General features: G+C 59.8%; 18 protein-coding genes and 1 pseudogene. 9 read left to right on the plus strand and 10 right to left on the minus strand.

Annotated elements, in window-relative coordinates:
- Positions 1 to 3 precede the first annotated feature (3 nt).
- Positions 4 to 1515, plus strand: a complete 1512-nt coding sequence (locus B0G75_RS26980; protein WP_106312863.1) for a glycosyl hydrolase family 28-related protein — start codon at positions 4 to 6, stop codon at positions 1513 to 1515.
- A 102-nt stretch (positions 1516 to 1617) separates the two neighbouring features.
- Here the strand turns inward: B0G75_RS26980 and B0G75_RS26985 are convergent, their stop codons facing one another.
- On the minus strand, positions 1618 to 1803 hold the full coding sequence (locus B0G75_RS26985) for a hypothetical protein (RefSeq protein ID WP_106312866.1): 186 nt from the start codon (positions 1801 to 1803) through the stop codon (positions 1618 to 1620).
- Between the two features lie 533 nt (positions 1804 to 2336).
- On the opposite strand from B0G75_RS26985, the gene B0G75_RS26990 reads away from it, so the two are divergent.
- The 3 genes from B0G75_RS26990 to B0G75_RS27000 all read left to right on the plus strand — a co-directional run bounded on the left by B0G75_RS26990 (position 2337) and on the right by B0G75_RS27000 (position 5237).
- On the plus strand, positions 2337 to 3332 hold the full coding sequence (locus B0G75_RS26990; RefSeq protein ID WP_106312869.1) for a helix-turn-helix domain-containing protein: 996 nt from the start codon (positions 2337 to 2339) through the stop codon (positions 3330 to 3332).
- Between the two features lie 430 nt (positions 3333 to 3762).
- The gene (gene galU / locus B0G75_RS26995) at positions 3763 to 4644 is read left to right on the plus strand and encodes a UTP--glucose-1-phosphate uridylyltransferase GalU (RefSeq protein WP_106312873.1); all 882 of its coding nucleotides are present in this window, start codon (positions 3763 to 3765) and stop codon (positions 4642 to 4644) included.
- Between the two features lie 284 nt (positions 4645 to 4928).
- Positions 4929 to 5237: a hypothetical protein gene (locus B0G75_RS27000; protein WP_106312876.1), complete on the plus strand. Its 309-nt coding sequence runs from the start codon at positions 4929 to 4931 to the stop codon at positions 5235 to 5237.
- Positions 5238 to 5381: 144 nt separating this feature from the next.
- Here B0G75_RS27000 and B0G75_RS27005 read toward each other — a convergent pair whose 3' ends face one another.
- The gene (locus B0G75_RS27005; RefSeq protein WP_106312879.1) at positions 5382 to 8120 is read right to left on the minus strand and encodes a glucosidase; all 2739 of its coding nucleotides are present in this window, start codon (positions 8118 to 8120) and stop codon (positions 5382 to 5384) included.
- A 230-nt stretch (positions 8121 to 8350) separates the two neighbouring features.
- On the opposite strand from B0G75_RS27005, the gene B0G75_RS27010 reads away from it, so the two are divergent.
- Together B0G75_RS27010 and B0G75_RS27015 are read left to right on the plus strand one after the other, a co-directional pair.
- A complete protein-coding gene (locus B0G75_RS27010) occupies positions 8351 to 9298 on the plus strand; it encodes a pseudouridine-5'-phosphate glycosidase (RefSeq protein ID WP_106312883.1) in 948 nt (315 codons plus the stop codon).
- Between the two features lie 177 nt (positions 9299 to 9475).
- Complete coding sequence (locus tag B0G75_RS27015) at positions 9476 to 9925, plus strand: DUF2501 domain-containing protein (protein WP_106312887.1); 450 nt, start codon at positions 9476 to 9478, stop codon at positions 9923 to 9925.
- A gap of 104 nt (positions 9926 to 10029) precedes the next feature.
- Here the strand turns inward: B0G75_RS27015 and B0G75_RS27020 are convergent, their stop codons facing one another.
- From B0G75_RS27020 to B0G75_RS27045, 6 genes are all read right to left on the minus strand, one after another.
- Positions 10030 to 10233, minus strand: a complete 204-nt coding sequence (locus B0G75_RS27020) for a hypothetical protein (protein ID WP_012428116.1) — start codon at positions 10231 to 10233, stop codon at positions 10030 to 10032.
- Positions 10234 to 10808: 575 nt separating this feature from the next.
- Complete coding sequence (locus tag B0G75_RS27025; RefSeq protein ID WP_106312890.1) at positions 10809 to 11393, minus strand: hypothetical protein; 585 nt, start codon at positions 11391 to 11393, stop codon at positions 10809 to 10811.
- A 296-nt stretch (positions 11394 to 11689) separates the two neighbouring features.
- A complete protein-coding gene (gene yghU / locus B0G75_RS27030; protein ID WP_106312893.1) occupies positions 11690 to 12565 on the minus strand; it encodes a glutathione-dependent disulfide-bond oxidoreductase in 876 nt (291 codons plus the stop codon).
- A gap of 261 nt (positions 12566 to 12826) precedes the next feature.
- Positions 12827 to 14116, minus strand: a complete 1290-nt coding sequence (locus B0G75_RS27035) for an MFS transporter (RefSeq protein WP_106312896.1) — start codon at positions 14114 to 14116, stop codon at positions 12827 to 12829.
- Between the two features lie 47 nt (positions 14117 to 14163).
- Positions 14164 to 15492 carry an MFS transporter gene (locus tag B0G75_RS27040; protein ID WP_106312899.1) on the minus strand — a complete coding sequence of 443 codons (1329 nt, stop codon included), beginning with the start codon at positions 15490 to 15492 and terminating at the stop codon, positions 14164 to 14166.
- Positions 15493 to 15714: 222 nt separating this feature from the next.
- Positions 15715 to 16989: a glucarate dehydratase family protein gene (locus B0G75_RS27045; RefSeq protein WP_106312902.1), complete on the minus strand. Its 1275-nt coding sequence runs from the start codon at positions 16987 to 16989 to the stop codon at positions 15715 to 15717.
- Between the two features lie 208 nt (positions 16990 to 17197).
- On the opposite strand from B0G75_RS27045, the gene B0G75_RS27050 reads away from it, so the two are divergent.
- Together B0G75_RS27050 and B0G75_RS27055 are read left to right on the plus strand one after the other, a co-directional pair.
- Complete coding sequence (locus tag B0G75_RS27050) at positions 17198 to 17902, plus strand: GntR family transcriptional regulator (protein WP_106312914.1); 705 nt, start codon at positions 17198 to 17200, stop codon at positions 17900 to 17902.
- Between the two features lie 207 nt (positions 17903 to 18109).
- Positions 18110 to 18805, plus strand: a pseudogene (locus B0G75_RS27055) (FAD-dependent monooxygenase); the annotation flags it as partial.
- On the opposite strand, the gene B0G75_RS27060 reads toward B0G75_RS27055, so the two are convergent.
- Positions 18802 to 19764, minus strand: coding sequence for a GlxA family transcriptional regulator (locus B0G75_RS27060; protein WP_106312925.1), 963 nt, complete (start codon positions 19762 to 19764; stop codon positions 18802 to 18804). The pseudogene B0G75_RS27055 and the gene B0G75_RS27060 overlap by 4 nt on opposite strands.
- Before the next feature lie 148 nt (positions 19765 to 19912).
- Here B0G75_RS27060 and B0G75_RS27065 point away from each other — a divergent pair, with 148 nt between their 5' ends.
- On the plus strand, positions 19913 to 20632 hold the full coding sequence (locus tag B0G75_RS27065; RefSeq protein ID WP_106312928.1) for a GNAT family N-acetyltransferase: 720 nt from the start codon (positions 19913 to 19915) through the stop codon (positions 20630 to 20632).
- Positions 20633 to 20783: 151 nt separating this feature from the next.
- On the opposite strand, the gene B0G75_RS27070 is transcribed toward B0G75_RS27065, so the two are convergent.
- Entirely contained in the window at positions 20784 to 21977 is a 1194-nt protein-coding gene (locus tag B0G75_RS27070; RefSeq protein WP_106312931.1) for a hypothetical protein, read from the minus strand.
- Positions 21978 to 22141 lie beyond the last annotated feature (164 nt).

The following is a 22141-nucleotide window of genomic DNA, read 5'->3' on the forward strand; positions in this document are numbered from 1 at the left end:
ACCGTGACTAACCGACGACAGGCAATCAAGGGTGCCCTCGCAGGCACGATTCTCGGCGCGGCGGCAGCCGTCAATGGGCAAACGAAACCGGACGCGTCATCCGTAGATACAGGGTTGTCGAAAGACACGCCGTCGGGAACAGGCAACGCTCAATCAATCGCATTCAAGGCGGCGGCGCCGGCGAGTATCGTCCGGACGGTGGCCGAAGAGTTGAACGATGCCGATATCAATCCCAAGCGATTTGGTGCAAAGGGTGACGGCCGCACGGATGACAGCGTCGCGATCCAATCTGCGATCGACCTGCTCGAAGCACGTGGCGGCGGTGTGGTTCGCTTTCCTGCTGGGCGCTACCGCTGCAATGTCATCCTGAAGAACGGCGTGTCGCTGGTGTCGAGTAGCACGATGTTCGGATATCTTCCGGGCCGTATTTCTGGTGTAACCCTGGTACAGGCCGACCACGGCTTCGTGGTCGATACTCCGTCGACGCTCGTGCGCGGAATCGGCATCAGCGGCATTAATTTCGAAGGACGTGGCGCGAATTTAAATGGTGGCGGGGTGCGCTTTCAACTGGTCAAATGGGCCGCTATACGACGCTGCACCGCCAACAATTTCGCGGACCAGGGCTTTCAGCACCTCGCAGGGTTTGGCGTCGTCTTTGAAGATATTCTGACGACAAACGTTTTGCTCAATCGCCAGCGCGACCGGGTTTCCGGATGCATCGAAACGTTCGGCACCGACGATTTCCTCAACCGTATCGAAGCCAACCCTTCTCTGATCGCGGGCCGCGGCCTGGTGACGCAGGACCTTCTTCTGTGCGGGATCGTCGTTGGCGGGGCAAATAATTTCCTGTCGAACTGCATTGGCGAAGACGCCGAACGCGGCATCTACATCGCACCGTTGCGAGGATCACAGCACCGCATTTCGCAGTGCCGGGGCGACTCCAATATCGGCCACGGGTTCTATGTCGATGGCAGCGCGATATGGAGTACGTGTTTCGGCTACAACAATAGTTCCGCCGAAGTCGGCACCTACAGCGGCTTCTACATGTCGTCGAAGTCGTGCTCGAACGTACTGACCTCATGCCGCTCCGAGGGTCGAAAAGAGCGTCTTCAGAAGTATGGTTTCGAGGATTACGTCAGTGAATCCGACCCGGATGCGCGCAATCAATACTTCGCATGCGCGGGCAGCTTCAATCAGGCTGGTTTGTTCCTGGTCCAGAACCATGAAGGGTCGAGCGTATCAGGTGCGCCGCTCACCACCAAGCCTCCGGCTGGGACGCGGATCGTCAACGTCACCGGCTCAGGTCTCGTGGTGCTTGATAACTACATGACGCCCACGGAAATCTCGTATTTCTCCGGCGCCGCCGATGGTCAAACGATTCGCGTATTGGGAAATCCAAATGTGACGATCGTTCACGGATCGGGCATCGTGACGCGCTCATCTAAAGACGTCGTGCTGAAAGCGGACACGATCTACGCATTCACCAGATACGTCGACAAGTGGTACATGAATTGAGTGGAAAACAATAGAGGTCCGCGCAATGGCGCATAAGCGGATGAATTGAATGGAATTGTGCTTCGCGGGTGGTGTCTCGGCTTGAACCCGTCTCGCACGGTGCTATTTCAGAATCGACAGCAGATCGGCGACGCTTATACCGGGTAATTGCTTGGCAAGCATGTCCCAGAAGATCATGTCGTGCATTGCGCTCGCATCTTCGGCCGTAGCCCACTCACGCGCGCCGACGATGGAATCGGCAGTCTCGGAAGCGGCGTTAATGATTGTCTGAATTTCTTCTATACGCATGTACGCGTTATCGGCTACGTTCAGGACTTATTTAGCCCTGCGCGCTGAGAATATGGCAACCCGCCGAAAAATTCTGCGCGGATCCGGTTCAGGCGGGCGAACTGGCAGCAGCAACTCCATGATAGCGGGAGTTTCTACCGGAAATTACCCAGGAAAGCCCTACCTTGAAAAAGATCGGATCGGGTGACATCTCGTAAGGTCGAGCGGAGTAATGAACGGCGTTTTTCTGATTCTTTTCACAACACGCTCTCGCATAAACCGTATCCATGAAGACGCTATACATTCCGTCTCATTTCTTGGGGAATTTTATCAAAAACGCATAAATCCGTTCAATTCAGATTTTGTATACATTCGACGATGAATTTTCTCCGCTAAAACGGAAATTTTTTCGGCCAGGTCGTGAACGGCCAATGTGTTGGCTAAATCGGACATGTAATAATTACGTTAGAATTGGCTGTATAGCATGCAAAGAAAAGAAAGAACTGAGAGCTAGGGAATGGCTTTAAAGGCCAAAACATTCCGGGGAAAAGCAAATGGAGCTGGTACATACTCTGCCGCGCTGCTCGCGGCAAAATGCCATGAGAACACCGACGCGTGAGCTGACTCGCGTCGACATAGCGTTGTTTAACGGGTTTGCGCTGCCAAAAGTCGCAGCAATCATCGAGATCTTTCAGAAAGCGAATGCACTCGGCGCATCGCAGCAATTGCATCGCGCGCGCTACGACGTCTCACTGCTGTCGGCTGCAGGTGGCCGTATCGCAAGCTCGTCTTCGGTATTCGTCTGGACTGAGAGTGTCGACTCGCACCAGGTCACGGATGACAGACATCTGCTATTCATCGCAGGCGGCGCGGGCGTACCACATGCCTGCCGCGACGAACGCCTTAGCAATTGGCTGCGCCGCAGGCATCCATTCAGCGAGATCGTTCATCCGATTGCCGAGGGTAGACTGCTCCTGGAAGCAGCAAAGCTTCCCAGCCGCTACTGTGCCCTCCTATATGGCGACAATGAAACGAGCGACTACTATCAAGCACGAGCACTGAGCGAAGCGCCGACTGAGGTCGCCACAGCACTGCGTATCGTGGAAGAGGATATGGGATTGGAAGTGGCGCGTCTTGTCGCTGAATCGGTTGCGCCTCAGCAGGATATGCCTTGGGACATGTCCATTTCCCGCAGCGGAGCGCCCAAAGTCAGTGAAAAGATTATGGCGTCGGCGCGCTGGCTGGAGGCAAACGTCGACCGGCCTGTTTCTATCGACGCGGCCGCGAAGGTAGCCGCGATGAGCGAGCGCAACTTCCTGCGCCGCTTCAAGAGCGAGATCGGGATGACACCCTCCGACTATCTGCTTCGCGCTCGTCTTGACATGAGTTGCCGGATGCTCGTCGAGTCGCGCTTGCCTGTCGATAAAATTGCACGGCGTTGCGGCATTGGCAGTGGCGGTCAGTTGGCCAAGCTGTTCAGGAAGTATCTTGCGACGACACCCACCGATTACCGCATGGGCAGAGAGACGTCTACGACAGAGCAAGCCTGATGGAGCATCTCGGCTAAGCCCCTCCGACAGAGAACGCCGCGATTTCGTTTGCCGCCCGTTCTTCCTGAACCTTCTACGAAGAAATTATTTTCGGCGGATTTCGCCAATGATATCCGTACGTAGCATCGTCACACGCTGATTGGGTCGCAACAGACCCTCGCCGCTGTCATCGATGCTGTTGACGCGCGCACCATGCCCCCGCCGCGGTGCACCCGCCAAGCGTGCGTGTATTCGTTTTAGCCAATAGCGGTGCCTCTTCCGCCATCTCGCATCAATCGCCGGCTTTCGCCTCTATGGTTGCGCTCGACCACCCTGAGTCGATCTGCCAGACAATACGCAAACGCTGTCTGATCAGCTTCGCTTTGGGTCCGTCTCTTCTAGCAAGCAGGCCAATCTCTAACGTCTGTATCGCGAACACCCCGGACAACTCATGCTCAAAGTTACCAAGGCCATATTTCCGGTGGCGGGTCTCGGCACCCGGTTCCTTCCCGCCACCAAGGCGAGCCCGAAAGAGATGCTCCCGATTGTCGACAAGCCGCTGATCCAGTACGCGGTGGAAGAGGCAATGGCGGCCGGCATCACCGAAATGATCTTCGTCACGGGCCGCAGCAAGCGCGCGATCGAGGACCACTTCGATAAGTCATACGAGGTCGAGGCGGAACTCGAGGCACGCGGCAAGGACAAGCTGCTGGAACTCGTGCGCAGCATCAAGCCGAGCCATGTGGACTGTTTCTACGTGCGTCAGCCGGAAGCGCTGGGCTTGGGTCATGCGGTGATGTGCGCAGAAAAGCTGGTGGGCGACAACCCGTTCGCCGTCATTCTCGCGGACGACCTGCTGTACGGCACGCCGCCCGTCATGACGCAGATGATCGAGGTGTTCGACCACTATCACAGCTCGGTGATCGGCGTCGAAGAGATTCCCGCTCAGGAGACCAAGGCGTACGGGATTGTCGACGGCAAGAAGTGGGAAGACTCGATCATCAAGATGTCCGGCATCGTCGAGAAGCCGGAGCCGAGCGTGGCGCCGTCAAATCTCGGCGTGGTCGGACGCTATGTGCTGAAGCCGCGCATCTTCGAACATCTGCGTGCGTTGAAGCCGGGCGCGGGCGGCGAATTGCAACTGACGGACGCAATTCAATCGCTGCTCGCCGACGAACAGGTGCTCGCGTACAAGTATCACGGCACGCGTTTCGACTGCGGCAGCAAGCTGGGTTATCTGAAGGCGACCGTCGAGTTCGCCTTGCGTCACCCGGAAGTGGCTGCCGATTTCGAAGAGTACCTGTTTGCGCGCTCGCCAGTACCCGCATTCTGACAAACTGATCTGCCGCCGATACGGCCAACACGACCGCAGGTTTTGCGACAAAACAAATGGGCATTGTCCGACGGCCGATGAATCTTGACGATATCGGCCAAGACTATGGTTCATTCAGCCGCGCCTTCGTGCCGCTAGCGTGGCATCGGTAATATCAAAACCTGTCGGCTCGTCCCTCGACGTCGAAGAACGATTGCCCCAAGGCAGTCGGCCAGTCGACCGTAAAGTTCGAACGGATGATTTTCAATCCAAGGCGGTTTAACGTAGCGGGTGCACGGGAAGTTATGGGCGAGTTTATTCCAGAGTATCTGGTCCGCGAACAGGCAGCCGTGGGCGCGCTCGTATTGTTCGCCATTCTGCGCATTGTTGCCGCTGCTGTCGCCGTCGAGAAGGGCTGGCGCATATCCGTCGTGCAATCTTATTGCATTGCGATTGCAGTACTTTACTGTCTGCCTCAGTTATTCGATCTGTTCATGCATTCGTATGGAATGCGGGCCGCGGCTGCGGCCGCGGAACTCGAAGGTAAGGCGGCGGGCTCGGCGATTGCACTCTTTTTCGCGCCCATTCTGAGTCACAAGCTCGGCTACGAATAGTCACCCCTCACGTTTCAAGTCCTCGCGGGTTTTTCGACGAGTCGCGATCAATCTGATTGGCGATCCCAACTGCGACCACGAGCGCCGTTACCCGCCCTTGCATGAGCCTGCGGCCAGCGTGATTGAAGGTCAACGACACGCTTTTCAGAGCGAGGCCGATGCAGTGTCTTCCCCCACTGCCGCATCCGCCGACGCAACATCAGCCGCAACATGCGACAGCTTCATCATGCGCGGCTGAAGCAGCAGCGCGACGAGCCCGCTCCACCCGGTCTGGTGCGAAGCGCCGACGCCGCGTCCGTTGTCACCGTGAAAGTACTCATGAAACAGGATGAGATCTTGCGAACGCGGGTCGGCCTGAAGCATCGGATAAGCCGCCATGACGGGCCGCACGCCTTGTGCATTCTTGAGAAAGAGCGTGGTGACCCGCCGCGCAAGGTCGTCGGCAATCTCGCTCAGCGAAAAAAGGTTTCCCGATCCTGTCGGATAGTCGACGCGAAACTCATCGCCGTAGTAGCGATAGAACTCATACAGCGATTCAATCAGCAGGTAGTTGACGGGTATCCATACCGGCCCGCGCCAGTTCGAATTCCCGCCGAAAACACGCGAGTCCGATTCGGCCGGCTGGTATTGAATGCAGACTTTCACGCCGTCATGGTCGAACACATAAGGTGCATCGCGATGCACGAGCGACAGCGCCCGCACGCCATGCTCGGAGAGAAACTCGTTTTCGTCGAGCGCGCGGCGCAGCAGTGTTTTCATCCGGTGTCCGCGCAACAGCGACAGCAGCGTGGTATTGCCCTTTCCCGGCTCGGTCCAGCGCGACACCAGCTTGGCCAGATTCGGCCGATGATCGAGAAACCAGGCCAGCCGTTCGCGCAATCCCGGCAGATGGCCATACACGCGATCTTCGAGCACGTGAACAGCGAACAGCGGAATCAGCCCGACGATCGAACGAATGCGCATCGGCACACGGGCACCGTTCGGAAGGTGGAGTACGTCGTAGAAGAATTCATCTTGTCCGTCCCATAACCCCGTTTTGCACCCTTCACCGCAACTGACCGCTTCCGCGATATACAGAAAGTGCTCGAAGAACTTCACTGCAATTTCAACATACGCGCTATTCGTCATTGCCAGTTCCAGGCCGATCTGCATCAGATCGAGCGCGTATGAGGCCATCCATGCCGTGCCATCGGCCTGATCGATGCGGCCGCCGGTGGGCAGCGGCGAAGACCGGTCGAAGATGCCCACGTTGTCGAGCCCGAGAAAGCCGCCCTGAAAGATGTTGCGATCATCGGCGTCCTTGCGGTTGACCCACCACGAGAAATTGAGCAGGAGCTTGTGAAACATGACTTCAAGAAACTCGTGATCGCCAACGCCCGTCACCTCGCGGTCGAGTTCATACACACGCCATGTGGCCCACGCATGAACCGGCGGATTGGCATCGCCGAACGCCCACTCGTAGGCGGGCAATTGTCCGTTCGGATGCATATAGCGTTCTTTCACGAGCAGCAGCAATTGCTTCTTCGCGAAGTCGGGATCGATCATGGCGAACGCGACCGCATGAAATGCGAGATCCCACGACGCGTACCATGGGTACTCCCACTTATCTGGCATCGACACGATGTCGCCATTGCACATGTGCCGCCAGTCCGCGTTGCGGCCGTTCCTGCGTGCTCTGGGTGGCGTCGGTTGGCCGGGGTCGCCGTCGTGCCAGCGCGTCACGTCGAACTGATAGTACTGCTTCGACCACAGCATGCCGGCGAGCGCCTGACGCTGCACGAGCCGCGCATCGGCGTCGGCAATGTCGTGCTGAAGCGCCGCGTAGAATTCGTCGGCTTCCGCTTGCCGGCGCGTGAAGAGCGCTTGCATGTCGAGAGGCGCGGCATCCGCAGCCGCTTCGGGACGCCAGCGCAGATACAGCACCGAACGCTCATGAGGCGCGAATTGCAGGATCACATGCGCGGCGGCACGAGTGCCCTTGTCGCGCCGGATGGCCCGCTCGTCGCCATCGACGAGATAGTCATTGAAGCCGTCCTTGAACGGCCCTGCTCCATCGAGGCCGAAAATGCGGCGCACATTCGTTTCGTTTTCGCAGAAGAGCCACTCGATCGGCTGTTGCGCCGACGCCGTGACGATCATCGTGGCGTGCGCGGGATGGCGCGCGACGACGCGCGCGCCATCCTCTGTATTCGACTCCAGCGTAAGCGACGGCTTGCCGGGCTTGCCCGACCAGGCCCATCTGTTGCGCGCCCAGAATTGCGGCAACAGATGAAGCACCGCGCGCTGATCCGCGCGGTTTTCGACGGTCACCCGCATCACGATATCGTCGGGGGTGTGCTTGGCATACTCGACGCAAACGTCGAAGTAGCGGTTATCGTCGAACACACCCGTATCGAGGATTTCATATTCGGGCTGCTCCGCGCCGCGCCGCAGATTTTCTTCGATGAGGTCCTGGTACGGGTACGCGTCGTGAGGATACTTGTACAGCATCTTCATGTACGAATGCGTCGGCGTGCCGTCGAGATAGAAGTAAAGCTCCTTCACGTCTTCGCCGTGATTGCCTTGCTCATTCGCCAAACCGAAGAGCCGTTCCTTGATGATCGGATCGTGCCCGTTCCAGAGCGCGAGCGATACGCACCAGTCGAGCGGGTCGTTGCCGAATCCGGCAATGCCGTCCTCGCCCCAGCGGTACATGCGGCTGCGCGCATGATCGTGCGGAAAGTAGTCCCATGCGGTGCCGTATTCGCTGTAGTCTTCGCGAACAGTGCCCCATTGCCGCTCGCTCAGATAAGGCCCCCAACGGCGCCAGCGGTCGAGCTCCGGACCATGGAGCCGGGCACCTTCCGTCGACTGGAGCAGATTGATTGCGCGTAGCGGTGGCATGGAACCTCCCGACCCGACATTGACCATCCAACATGTTCAGTAGATTAAACGTCTGTACTTTTCTATCAGGAGTACCGTGTGCACGGCCCACAGCCCTGCGTTAACAAACGCTCCCAGTAAAGGCGGCCAGACGCTTCTCTAATGATAAGCGCCATCGCACCGCAACGAGTGAACCTTGGAGCCGCCTCCTGTTGCATACTTGAACGAAATATACCGCCGGGAACATCGCGATGATTACGGATCCTGCTCACTCGTGGTTGAGTTTCAGCGCGCCTGTGGCCGCTGCGCGATCCGCCGGCCGCCCGCTCGTGGCGCTGGAATCGACCATCATCGCTCATGGCATGCCTTATCCGGAGAACGTTCGCACTGCGCGTGAAGTGGAGGCCGTAATCCGCGGCCTGGGCGCCGAGCCGGCGACTATCGCATTGATCGACGGGCGAATCCGCATCGGCCTTTCGAACGACGAACTGGAACTGCTCGGGCGCTCGGACCAGGTACACAAGGTCAGCCGTCGCGACCTGCCAGCCGTGCTGGCCGGCGGGGGGCTTGGCGCCACGACAGTGGCCGGCACGATGATATGCGCAGCCCTGGCCGGCATCGAGGTCTTCGTGACCGGAGGCATTGGCGGTGTGCACAGGGGTGCGCCGGAAACCTTCGATATTTCGGCCGACCTGCAGGAACTGGCGAAGACTTCAGTGGCGGTGGTCTGTGCGGGTGCGAAGTCCATTCTGGACATCGGACTCACATTGGAATACCTGGAAACGCACGGCGTGCCGGTGCTCAGCTGCGAGCAGGACAATTTCGCCGCGTTTTACACGCGCGACAGCGGTTTTCGTGCGGACTTCAGGCTGGACGATGCGGCGCAGCAGGCACGCTTCATCCGCACCAAGTGGGACCTGGGTCTCGTGGGCGGCGTGGTATTGAGCACGCCGGTGCCGGAAGCGGCAGCGATGAAGTCCGAGGAGATCGACGCGCTGACCCAGCAGGCGCTCGCCGAGGCCGCGGCGAAAGGTATCGCCGGTAAGGCCGTGACGCCCTTCCTGCTGGCTCGCATCAAGGCATTGACGAGTGGACGCAGCCTGGCGACAAACATTGCGCTCATTAAACACAATGCCGAGGTCGGGGCAAGATTGGCGCTGGCGTTGGCACATGCTGGGCGCGGGGCCGGCGCCGCGTAGCCGCGTGGACGTCGGCTTCTTTGCGCAAACAGGAGCCTACGCTCTCACCGCGCGAAGGCCTTCACCCGTGATAGCGGGCGCGGCCACCTGTTCACATCGTCGATGACCTCGTCCTTTGTTTAAGTCCGTAAGGCACTATAGTGAAGACTTCCTTCACTCCGCGGCAAGAGGCCTTTCATGATCGCATGCAACCGTCGCACCTGGGCCAACGGGCTCCTGGTCGCTACATTGCTCTATTTCCCAACCGCCCACGCCCAGCTCGGCAACCTTCTCAATCAGAATGGAAAGGGCGCGGCCGCTGGTGGACTCGGCAGCCTGGGCGGTCTAGGCAGTGGGTTGTCGTTGCAGTCGCTAACGTCCGGCAGCACGGGCAACGTCGCGGGCGTACTTGAATTTTGTATCAAGAACAACTATCTCGGCGGCAGCGCGTCGTCGGTCAAAGATGGGCTCATGAGCAAGCTGCCGGGCGGTTCATCCTCGAGCGACAGCGGGTACACCGACGGCGCCAAAGGCATCCTGAACAGCGGCGACGGTAAGCAGGTGGACCTGAGTGGCGGCGGTCTGAAGGAGCAGATCACGAAACAGGTCTGCGACAAGATTCTGGCCCAAGGGAAATCTTTGCTTTAAGCGAGTGACGGCGCCCGCCACGTGAAGCAGGTGGTGGACCGACTTCGTTCACGTAGCAAGCGGCCAAACCACAACGAGTTCGCGTGTGACATCGCCCTTGAACTTCAGGCCGGCAGCTTACCTTTCCTGCGTAACACGCCGACTACCTCTTCGATACTCGCGTTTTTCAACAGGCGGCCACCAGCCGCCGTCCGTTCGGCGTTAATGGCATCGATGCTTCGCTGCATCGCGGAAGCCTTGGCCGTGATATAGACGGCCATGCCATAACCGAAGCGCTCAATCAGATCGTTACGCAGAAAGGTTTTCATAGTTCAGGACAACAGCGAAACCAGCAGTTTATACACAATTGAGAATCATTCGCAATTACACCGGAACAAAACTGATCGACGACGGCAGCGTGACGCCAGGTGGTTCCATGATTGCTCCGCTTGCTGTTCTTCCAGAGACGAAGCCGACCTTGCTTCGGGGAAGCTGGTGCGTCTATAGAAATTAGCATCGTCGACGTTCATGCTTACTTCGCAGTCTGGCGTCCTCACAGCACCAAGCTCGACACGATTGATGTTTTTTTGCGGTGGCTGCGCGGTGAGATCGACCTTCATTGATCTGGCGTTTTTAACACTCAGCCGGCGTGGGGATGCCTTCGAGTCGCCACGCAAACGACGCCCAGCCGTGCGAGCCTGGTTCGCTCGCAAGTGACGTCCAAACGGCGCGTCGCTCGCGCCATGCTTGCGCCGGATCTTCGCGAGGTCGCCGGCGAAAGCCATCCGTTGACACGTAAGACGTACCATCGCGTAGCAGTCTATTCGACCTATGCCAGCGTTGACCTTGTAGTGGTCGCCGAATCGCAGGCCATGCGAAAAGATGGCCGCGATAATCCGGACACTTAATGCGTCGATGCAGACTTGCGCCGCAGTTGGCCGGCCGATAGCCACAACGCGGAGACAAGAAAATAGATCGCGCCGACACCTGCGTAGCCGGCCACTTTAACAATCGCCGGAGGCACTGATGCATGGGCCTGCGCGATAAAAAACGCGCCCGCCAGAGCCGATTGGCCCCCGCTCAAAATCATTGCCCATTGCGCACCAAAGCGCGTCCAGCGGCGCACGGCGGTGGCGAGCTGAAGCAATCCGGAAAGAACGGCCCAGACTCCGAATACATCAAGGACCAGGCTTGCGTTGACGCTCAAAACCACAATCACCGCAATCGCTATCGCCGCGCTAGCAAAGACGTTGAAAGCCTGAGTAAGGTTTTCGCGCATCCCGCCGCTACGCGACATGTCGACGTAATTGGCCAGCGCATCCCATATGGGATAGACGATGAGCAGTGCCGCTCCGATCGCCGTGACATGCTGCCCGATGGCGAACGCGAGCGCGACCCACACGACAGAAAATGTGGCACGGATAAAATAATAGTGTTTGAGCCACCGCTCACCCTGAAGGCGGGTGGCGTCCGAAAGATCATTAGCCATGGGAGCTCCTTCAAAACAAGAATCCTGTGTTGATAGAGATCATGGCATTCGGCCTGTCTTTAAGGCATCGGTCAAACGACCGATAGGCGTGCAGCGAATCCGCGTGCTCCATTGGCTCCGAATCGTCGCAAGGCTCGGCGGCCGCGTTCCCAGCGGGATTTCATCCGGATGCAGGCTTGCCCCGCTCCAGATGCCGGTTAATGTTTTCGATCGCGACGGATTACCGGCATTTTGCGCAACGGACAAAGCCGATTACCTTCAATGGCAGGTAAGTCCGCGCGCATTTCGGGCGAACGCTATTTCTGCTCAGCAAGCTTGTCTTGTGTGTTGAAATGGAAATCGCTCGCGGCATGCCGCTCATGGAGTTGATCCGCAAGCTCGCCAAAGAGCCGGTTGACCTTGCGGCCTCGTTGCACGGCGGGGCGCTCGCCAATCGAATTCGCCCAGCGCTGGACGTGTTTATAGTCTTGCACCGACAGAAATTCGCCGGCCTCATAGAGCCGGCCTTGCACTAGGCCGCCGTACCAGGGCCAGATAGCCATATCAGCGATGGTGTACTCGCTGCCGGCGACGTACTGGTTGGCGGCGAGTTGCTTGTCGAGTACGTCGAGCTGACGTTTCACTTCCATGGAGAAGCGGTCGATCGCATATTGAATTTTGGTTGGCGCATACGCGTAGAAATGGCCGAAGCCGCCGCCCAGGTAAGGCGCGCTTCCCATTTGCCAGAACAGCCACGACAGGCACTCGGCGCGAGCGTCGGTCGCGGCAGGTAGAAACGCTCCGAATTTTTCCGCGAGATAAAGAAGAATCGCGCCGGACTCGAACACTCTGATTGGCTTCGTGCCGCTGCGATCCACCAGTGCGGGGATCTTCGAGTTCGGGTTCGCCGCTACGAAGCCACTGCCGAACTGTTCGCCATCGCCGATCCTGATTGGCCAGGCATCGTACTCCGCGCCGCCGTGACCGAGAGCGAGCAGCTCTTCGAGCATAACTGTGACCTTCACGCCATTGGGCGTGGCAAGCGAATACAGTTGCAGCGGATGAATGCCGATCGGCAGATCCTGGTCGTGCGTCGACCCCGCAATCGGGCGATTGATGTTGGCGAATCGGCCGCCATTATCTTTGTTCCAGGTCCAGACTTTCGGCGGCGTGTAATCGGCTGAATCACTCATGCTGCAAACTCCTTGCGTCCGCATATGACGGGGTTAGGTTTTTGCAGCGAGATTAACAAATTGCGGCAAAGTCCGCTGGCAAGCGAACCTCGGCGAACAGGGCGTTGAGAGCAACAACTGCGAAGCGTGCTCGCAATGCGACGATTTGATTTCGTCGTTGCGCTACCTTACGCAACGACCCAGGGAATCTGATAATTTTGTGGCTGCGCTATTCGTTCGCCGGCATCTGTTCCGTCAGGACGATCTTCGACCGGGAACAGTCTAGTGCTCGAGTTTCACGGGCGTCATGCGCGGCATGAGCAGATGAATGATGCCGAGCGCGACCAGATAAGCCGATGCGCCGACAGCGAAAAGCACCCAATACTGACCGGTGCGCTGCAACGTCTCGCCGATGACGCCCGAGTAGAAGAACGAGCCGATCATCCCCGCCACGCCGCCGATACCTACCACCGTGCCGACCATCCGGCGCGGAAACACGTCGCCGACCGTCGTGACGAGATTTGCCGACCATCCCTGGTGAGCCGCCGAGGCGAGCCCGACAGCGAATACTGCGTACCAGAGGCTCTGAAAGAGCGAAAGTGTGGCAATCGGAAGTACGCACAGCGCGCAGACACCCATCGCGATCTTGCGCGCGACATTAGGTTTGTGGGAACGCTGCATCAACCGGGACGACAACCATCCCCCAGCCACGCTGCCGACGGATGCCATCGTGTAAATGACGATCAACGGCAGCCCAAGATTGGCGATGTCGATGTGCCTCGACTCATTGAGCCATTTGGGCAGCCAGAACAAATAAAACCACCACACCGGATCGGTCAGCAGTTTGCCGAAAATGAACGCCCACGTTTCGCGGTACTTCAGCACTGAAAGCCAGCTCACGCGTTGCTCGACGCTTTCGTCCCGATCCGAGTCGATGTAATCGAGTTCGCGCTTCGATACCGAGGCATGCTCCGCCGGAGGACGGTAGACGAGCAGCCACACCGCCAGCCACACGAAACCGGCCGCCCCTCCCACGATGAACGTCGCACGCCAACCCCACATGACAGCGGCGATCGGTACGAATGCGGGCGCAACGATCCCGCCCACGGTTGCGCCCATGTTCCATAGGCCCGTGGCCAACGCACGCTCTTTCTTCGGAAACCATAGGGCCGTGGTGCGAATGGCGACGGGGAAATTGGCCGCCTCGCCGAACCCGAGCAAACCGCGCACAGCTGCGAAGCCGGGGACGGTCGCCGCTATTGCGTGCAGCATCGCGGCCAGGCTCCACATCGCCATAGCGCCGCCGTAGACCACTTTGGTGCTGATCCGATCCGCGATACGGCCGAACGTCGCGAGACCCACCGCATAGGCGACCGTGAACACCATCACGGTCTGCGCGTACTGGACCTGAGTCCAGCCGATGTCTTTTTGCAGCAGCGGCGCGAGCAGCCCGAGCATCTGGCGATCCATGTAGTTGATCGTCGTGGCAAAAAAGATGAGTGCGCAGATGGTCCACCTATATCGTCCGACGGCCGTTTGGTCGGCGACGGAACCGGCATCTAACATTTTCATCGTGTCTCCGGGAATTTTCTAATCAGGCAAACTGGTTCACGTATCGCCTACAGCGCGAGGGCGGGCCGCCCCTCGCGAGGCTTCATCCGGCAAAAGAAGACGACCCCGGCGGCCACGACCGACATCAAGGCCAGCCCGGTGAGACCGCCTTCGATCGAGCCGGTTTTCTGCTCCAGCAAGCCGAAGGCCGCCGGCGCAACGAAGCCGCCGAGATTACCGATCGAATTGATCAGCGCCAGCACCGCCGCTGAAATCCGCGCGTCCAGGTAGCCCTGCGGAATCGGCCAGAACAACGCTGACGCGGCTTTAAAACCAATCGCCGCAAAGCAGATCGCGACGAATGAGAACATCGGACTGCCCTGGCCGGCCGCATACATGCCGAGCGCGGCGATCAGCAGCACGCACGCGACCCATGCCTGCTGAAACTTGAAGCGTGCCGCGAGCATCGCGAAGAGATACATCGCCACGATTGAGATCAGCCACGGGATCGAATTGAAGAGCCCGACCTGGAAATCGTTGAAATGGCCCATCTTGCGGATGATGCTGGGCAGCCAGAACGTTGCACCGTAAATCGTCAGCGAAACCGAGAAATAGATCACGCAGAAGATCAGAATCTGCGGGTCGCGCAGGAGAGTCCAGACGGACGGCATGACCGCATGAGCCGCGTCGCGCTCGCGCTGCTCCTCCTCTATCTCGGCGACGACCGCGTCCTGCTCGGCGCTGCTCAGCCATCTGGCGTCGCGCGGTTTCGAATCGAGCCAGAACCAGATGAAGCCGGCCAGCACGACCGAGGCCATGCCTTCGATCACGAACATCCACTGCCAGCCGTGCAGGCCCCCGCCGCTGATCAGCAACAATCCGCCGGAGATAGGCCCGGAGAGTATCGAGGCGAGCGCCGAGCCGCTGAGAAAGATCGCCATCGCCTTGCCTCGCTCGTCGCGTGGCAGCCATTGGGTGAAATAGAAGATGACGCCCGGAAAGAAGCCGGCCTCGGCGGCGCCGAGCAGCAAGCGCATCGCATAGAACGACATCTCGCCCCGAACGAACGCCATGCCGACCGCGGCCAGACCCCACGTGAACATGATGCGCGTGAGCCAGGCCTTCGCGCCGAAGCGCTGCAACAGAATGTTCGACGGCACTTCGAAGACCGCATAGCTGATGAAGAAAAGCCCCGCGCCGAGTCCATAGGCGGCAGCACCAATGCCGAGATCCGCGCTCAGATGCTCACGGACGAAGCCGATGTTCACCCGGTCGATGTAGTTGACGATGAACATCACGACGAAGAGCGGCAGCACATGCCACTTGATCTTGCGCACGGCGCTCGCCAGTGCTTCCGCTCGGTCCGGGCCGGCCGTGGCCGGAATGGATCTGCTCATCGGCTTGTCTCCTTTGTCGACCAGAGTTAGCGCTTTAGCGCTTACTCTGGTCCCATGCAAAGCGGTCGATCGCAGTTAGCGCTTTAGCGCTTACTGCGGTCCCATGCACAGCGGTCGACCAGAGTTAGCGCTTCAGCGCTTACTCTGCTCACATGCAAAGCGGTCCCATGCAACATAGTTGCCGAGTGGCAATGCGCATCGCGCGCCGGACTTCCCATCAAGTCAGAAGCGCGGGTTCTTGCCACTAAAACTCGGGTCGTACTTCTGCATCTGCCTCAAGTCGTCGCGATTGCGCACGCCGCACGACAAATACTGGGCGTGCAGTTCGGCCAGCCGTTCACGGTCGAGTTCGACGCCGAGGCCCGGCGCGGTGGGCACGCGAACCGCGCCATTGTCGAAGCTCACGCGGCCGCCCTTGATGACTTCTTCTTCCTGCCACGGGTAATGGGTGTCGCACGCGTAGGTCAGGTTGGGGATGCTCGCCGCGACGTGGGTCATCGCCATCAGGCTGATGCCGAGGTGCGAGTTCGAGTGCATCGACATACCCAGATCCCACAGCTTGCACATGCGCGCGAGTGTCTGGGTCGCGCGCAGACCACCCCAGTAGTGATGGTCCGACAGCAACACTTTGACCGAACCCATCTCGGCGCCACGGCGGAAATCTTCCATGGTCGTGATCACCATGTTGGTTGCGAGCGGCAGGCGAGAATGTTTGGCCAGTTCTGCCATACCTGCGAGCCCCGGACACGGGTCTTCGTAATACTCGAGCAGCTCGTCGAGTTCCGGGGCGGCCGCGATGCTCGTTTCGAGCGTCCAGTTGGCGTTCGGATCGAGGCGCAGCGGCACGCTGGAGAACGCCTGATGCAGCGCACGCATGCATGCGATCTCGTGCGCCGGCTCGAACACGCCGCCCTTGAGCTTGATGCTCTGGAAGCCGTACAGGTCGATCATGCGACGCGCCTGCGCGACGATCTGCTCCGCGCTAAGGCCTTCGCCCCAGGCATCGGGCGCATATGGCTTGTCGATGTGCTCCGCGTACTTGAAGAAGAGGTAGGCGCTGTACGGCACTGCGTCGCGAACCTTGCCGCCGAGCAGATCGACGATCGGCGCGCCGACGATTTGCCCCTGCAAGTCGAGCATCGCGACTTCGAGCGTGCTGATGACTTTCGGCGCGTTCTTGGTCGAATGCGAGCCGGGGGCGAGTTCGAATTCGACCGCGCCCGAGCCCGGCTTGATCGCCGCACGCACGCGTTCCTCCATCCGGTTGAGGTCGAACGGCGAGAGGCCGATCACCAGCGCGCTGGCCTGCTCGAGCACGCGCAGCATCGGCTCGTCACCATATGTCTCCGAGATGCCCACGCGGCCATCGCTCGTTTCCAGCTCGACGATGGCGCGCAACGCCCACGGCTCGTGGATGCCGGCAGCGTTGAGCAGAGGGCCGTCGCGGAAGGCGATCGGCGTAATTCGCACCTGGGTGACGGTGATGTCGCGAGTCATGGCGGCAGTCCGGTAATGGCAGATTCAAAGTAGATCGAGCCATGGTAAAGCACTAATGTATTAGTGCGTCAGTGGGGAAAACCCATGGCCTGCCGTGCGGGAAAACGGCCGCACGCGTGCTGGGAGCGGGTGGGCGTCGGCTATAGTATTAATATTTCAGCGGGTGGAAATCGCAGTGCCCGCCTGCGCCCACGTTTCTGGTCCTGCCATGAAAACCAACGCTTCCCCGACGAGGGCGACCCGGCTCGACCGGTCCCGCCATGCCGCGCCGCAAGTATTCGAACGCCTGCGCGAAATGATCCTGTCGCTCGAACTGGCGCCCGGCACGGTGCTCTCGCGCGCAGATCTGGCGACGCAGTACGGTCTGAGTCAGACGCCCGTGCGCGACGCGTTGATGAAGCTCGGCGAGGAAGGCCTCGTCGACATCTTTCCGCAGCACGCCACAGTCGTCAGCCAGATCAACGTGACTTCTGCGTTGCAGGCGCACTTTCTGCGCCGCTCGATCGAACTGGAAATCGTGCGCACGCTTGCGGAGCAGCGCGACGCCGCGCTGATCGCTCAGTTGCGCGCCACGATTGCCGGACAGATGGAAGTGCGCGACCCGAAGAACATCGAGCAGTTCTCGCTGCTCGACCAGGCCTTTCATAGCCAGATGTACGAGGCGGCGGGCGTGCCGCAACTCTGGGATCTGGTGCGCCGACTGAGTGGCCACATCGACCGGCTGCGCCGCCTGCATCTGCCAGTGGAGGGCAAGACGATGGCGGTGGTGCGCGATCACACCGAGATCGTCGATGCAATCGAGCGAGGCGATGCCGAGGCTGCGCAGGCGGCGCTGCGCAACCACCTCTCGGGTACGCTGAGCCAGGTCGATCAGATCCGTACGAGGCATCCGGACTTCCTGACGGACGTCTGAATACAATCGGAGAAACGTGAGCAAGCGCCATCGGAACTCGATCAGCCAGTTTCGGCGATGGCGAAGGCCCTTGTCTGCCACGATTCTCGTATCGCCCCGTGGAGATGTCCTCGCCGCGCCGTAAAAAAGTCTCGGCCGCTTCACGAAGTGGCTGCGTGAAGCGGCCCAGTCGTTTCGCGACAAGTCCGCAGTGACCAACAAGGCGTCACCTGGACCAATCGCGCCTATCACGCAACGGCTTACCGCAAAGGGCGGGTGCTGCTCGCGGGCGATGCCGCGCACATCCATTCGCCTCTAGGCGGCCAAGGCCTCAACCTAGGTCTAGGCGACGCGATGAATCTCGCGTGGAAGCTTGCTGCAACAACCCGCGGCGACGCGCCGGTCGGTCTGCTCGACAGCTATGCGAGCGAACGGCACCCGGTCGGAGCGCAGGTCCTCAACTGGTCGCGCGCCCGGGTCGCGCTCATGCGGCCGAGCCGAAGTTCGCGCGCGCTCGAAGCCATCATCCGCGATCTCATCGACACGCGCGATGGTGCTACCTACTTCGCCGGGCGCGTCTGGGGTACGGCTCTCCGTTACGATTTCGGCAGCAACCACCCGTTGGTGGGCCGCAGCGCTCCCGATTTCGCGTTGACCGACGGGCCGAAACTCGGCGAGCTTCTCACGAAGGGAAGAGGCTTATTTCTGGACTTTGACGCTCGTGCATCGCTTCGAGCACTGGCGAGTCGCTGGAGTGGTCAGATCAAGTATGTCGGCAGTGACGTCGAGGATCGGCTCGGCTTGCGCGCGGAGCTGGTGGGCCCTGATGGTTTCGTCGCCTGGGCCGGCGAGGCATCTCCTGATCATGAGGAGGCTCCTCACGCCGCGTCGCGATGGGTCGGCAAACTGTCGTCGCAACGCTAGCGCATTTCGGCGCGAAGTTCCCGCACTCCGCGGCCGAGCCTCCGGCGCAGCAAAGTCCGCAACGTCGCCGAGTCGGCGTAGCCAACCTCGCTCGCAATTTTCTCGAGGTCGTAGCCAATCGAGACGAGGTTCTGCGCGCGTTCGATTCGCAAGTCCTGGAAAAAGGCCAGTGGCGACTTACCGAGCACGGCCTCGGTACGTCGCTGCAAAGTGCGCGGTCCGACTGACAACGCGGCAGCCGCCGCCTGAAGCGAAAACCCCGACGAAAGATTGTCGCGAGCCCATCGCTCGAATCGCGCGACCAGCGGATCGGCGTGAGCGAGGTGATCGGGAATGATGTATTCGGACTGGGACGAACGCTTGTCGATGAGCATGAAGCGGGCAACCAGCGTGGCAAGTTCGGGGCTTGCCTGACGCAGCAACCAAAGTGCGAGGTCGAGATGGCCCATCGCGGAACCCGCCGTCACTACGCGTTGCGAGGCGACGACCATGCGTGAATCATCCAGATTGACAGCCGGATAGCGTTGGCGGAAGAACGGTGCGAGCGACCAGGTCGTTGTCGCCTCGCGATTATCCAGAAGCCCGGCTTCGGCCAGCAGGAAAGTCCCGATACAGGCAGCCGCGACACCCACGCCGTCGGCGTGCCAGGCACGAAGGTACGCCATCGTCTCGCGTACGTCTGGTCGTTCCAGCGCCTCGATCAGGCGCTCCGGCTGTCTGACATTCAGCGCAGGCACCACCACCCAGTCCGGACGGCGAACGGTGCTTGCCGGTTCGGCCACGGTCGACAAGCCATGCGCGGTGCGAATGCGTTTACGCACGCCGACCACCCTGACATCGAAAGGAGACGCGGCGAAGCCTTGGGCCATGGCCAGTTCGTTGGCGGTCGCAAAGGTATCCAACAGGACCGTGAGCCCCGTGTCGAACAGGCCGTCCAGCGCGAAGATGACCAGTCTCATGTCGCAAATAACCCCATTAATGTCATTCGCGACTATAGTCTCGCGCCTGTCGGCCGTCTAGACTGCACAGCAATGCGGCCAAGGTGGAGCGCCGGCTGGCCATTCAATCAAGCCGCCGGCACGCAGTCGCGCTTGCAAAGGAGAAAGCATGAGCGGTTCGATAGAAGCTGACCTCGACCGTCCGATCTGGACGGCCCTCACAACGAAGCAGGCACACCTCGGATACGGCGATGCACTTGCCCGTCGATACCACTCCGACGTGGCGCCCTTCGCCGCTCTGGCATTCGAAACGCCCGCGGCATACCAAGCGCTTCTTCAGCTTTTGCTGCCTCACGAGCAGGCCGCCGTCCTGCGCGCCGATGACCCGATCGGTCCGATACACGGGCTTCAGATCACGCACGCGGGCGTGATTCATCAAATGATCGCCCGGCATCGCGAAGAAGGGAGCGCGGACGACCACGACGTAATCCGGCTGGGTGACGCGGACGCGAAAGACATGCTCGACCTCGCCCAGAAGACCAAGCCTGGTCCTTTCGGCAAGCGAACGGGGGAAATGGGCAACTACATTGGAATTCGCGACCAGGGGCGTCTTATCGCGATGGCCGGCGAACGGATGCGCGTCAGCGGATACGTTGAGATCAGCGCCGTTTGCGTAGATGAAGACTATCGGGGCCGCGGCCTTGCTGGCCGGCTCATCAAAGTCTTGCGAAGAGAAATTGAGCAACGGGAAGACACGCCGTTTCTCCACGTGTTCAGTAACAACACCTCCGCGATCGGGTTGTATGAGCGTCTGGGCTTCGAATTACGTCGCACGTTTCAGCTTACACGTGTCGGACATGTTGATTCGCGTTCGGCCACAGCTCCTTAAACCCATTTACAGAGAGTCGAATTGGGTTCGCATAACGCCGGGTTTCGCAGCGGCGTGAAATACGTCTTGGGCCGGCACCAGGCCGGCCCAACCGGCTTGTCAGGCAGCCGGGGCGCGATTCGTTGCTGTATCGCACCACCGGCCGAACGCTTCATCTGCCGATGCGCGCGTTGCTGACTGTCACCGCCGGGCCATTCCTGTCCCAGTCTTCCAGGCTCAGCCCGGTTTTCTTCCAGACCGGGTTGGCGCTGGTAATCGATCCATTCACGACGTAGCCATTCAATTGAAGGCCCTGAACGTTGAATGAGCCGCCGGGACTTCCCGTATCCGTATGGCCGGTAATGCTGATGCTGACCGTCTTGTTGACCGGGCCCGGGAAGAAGCCGAAATAAACGTTAATCCCGCCGCCGGCGCAGTTATTCGTCGTCGGGTTGACAATGCGAATATTTTGAAACACGGCGGTATTGTCATTCGGCTCGATATCGAGACCGGCACCGGGGGCCGTTCCGCCGATATTTTCCCAAAGCGGGCTATTAAACGTGATGCCGCTGCCGCTAATAATCGATACGCCCTGGCGACGGCATCCGGTCGCGTGGTGCGAATTGACCGTGATGTTCGTGCTGTAGCCGTTGCTCTTTTTATCGCTGTTATTGATATAAATGCCGTCGCCCCAGCAATTGATCGTGGTCGGAGACGTAATGGTGCAATTCGTTGCGCCATTAATCGAAATCCCCATCCCCCACTCGCCCGACCTCGCCGAATTCAATTCCTTGCTGCCGTCGAGATACGGGCTTTCGAGCGTGACGTTATCCACGTCCGCCAATCGCAGGATTTCATACGTATCGGTATTATGCGCGAGCAGTTTGATCGAAGCGCCGCTTGCAAAGCGCACGTGGCTATTGGTGCGCAGGTCGAGGCCGGCCACGTCGATCCGGCTCTGGCCGGTAATCAGCAAAATCTGTCCAATGGAGCCGTCGATTGCACGCTGGAGTGCGGCGCGATCGTTGGTGGTCCCATCGCCCTTCACGCCGAAAGACGTGTCGAGAAGAACGCCTTCGTTGCTCGTCGGCGAGCTCGCGCCAGCCGGGGAGCTTGCCGCTGCCGGCGAGCTTGCTGTTGCCGGCGCGCTCGCGCCGCTCGACGAACTGGCGCCGCGCGGGTTCGATGCGCCGCCGCGTCGGTAGCGGTCCGCGACCGCTTCGGGATTGGCGGCATCGCCACCGCCGCCGCATGCGGCAAGCACGAACGCGCCGCCGCCGGCCAACAACGACGTCAGAAATTTACGACGTACCGTGAGTTCAGTATTTGAAACAGGGAGTGTTGCCGCTGGTGTATTCTTAATCATTCAAGTCTTTCCAACTATGCCGGCGCGATCAAAAGCCAAAGCCCAGGCGAACGACCGCAACCATACAGGCGTTAATAGGGAAATTAAGCGAGATAACGGGCGCAAAAGCCCGAACGCTTAAGTACGAGTTACCCCGCGTAATCGGCGATGCGAATACGCGCAGG

This window comes from Paraburkholderia sp. BL18I3N2 (assembly GCF_003001875.1).
GTDB lineage: Bacteria > Pseudomonadota > Gammaproteobacteria > Burkholderiales > Burkholderiaceae > Paraburkholderia > Paraburkholderia phytofirmans.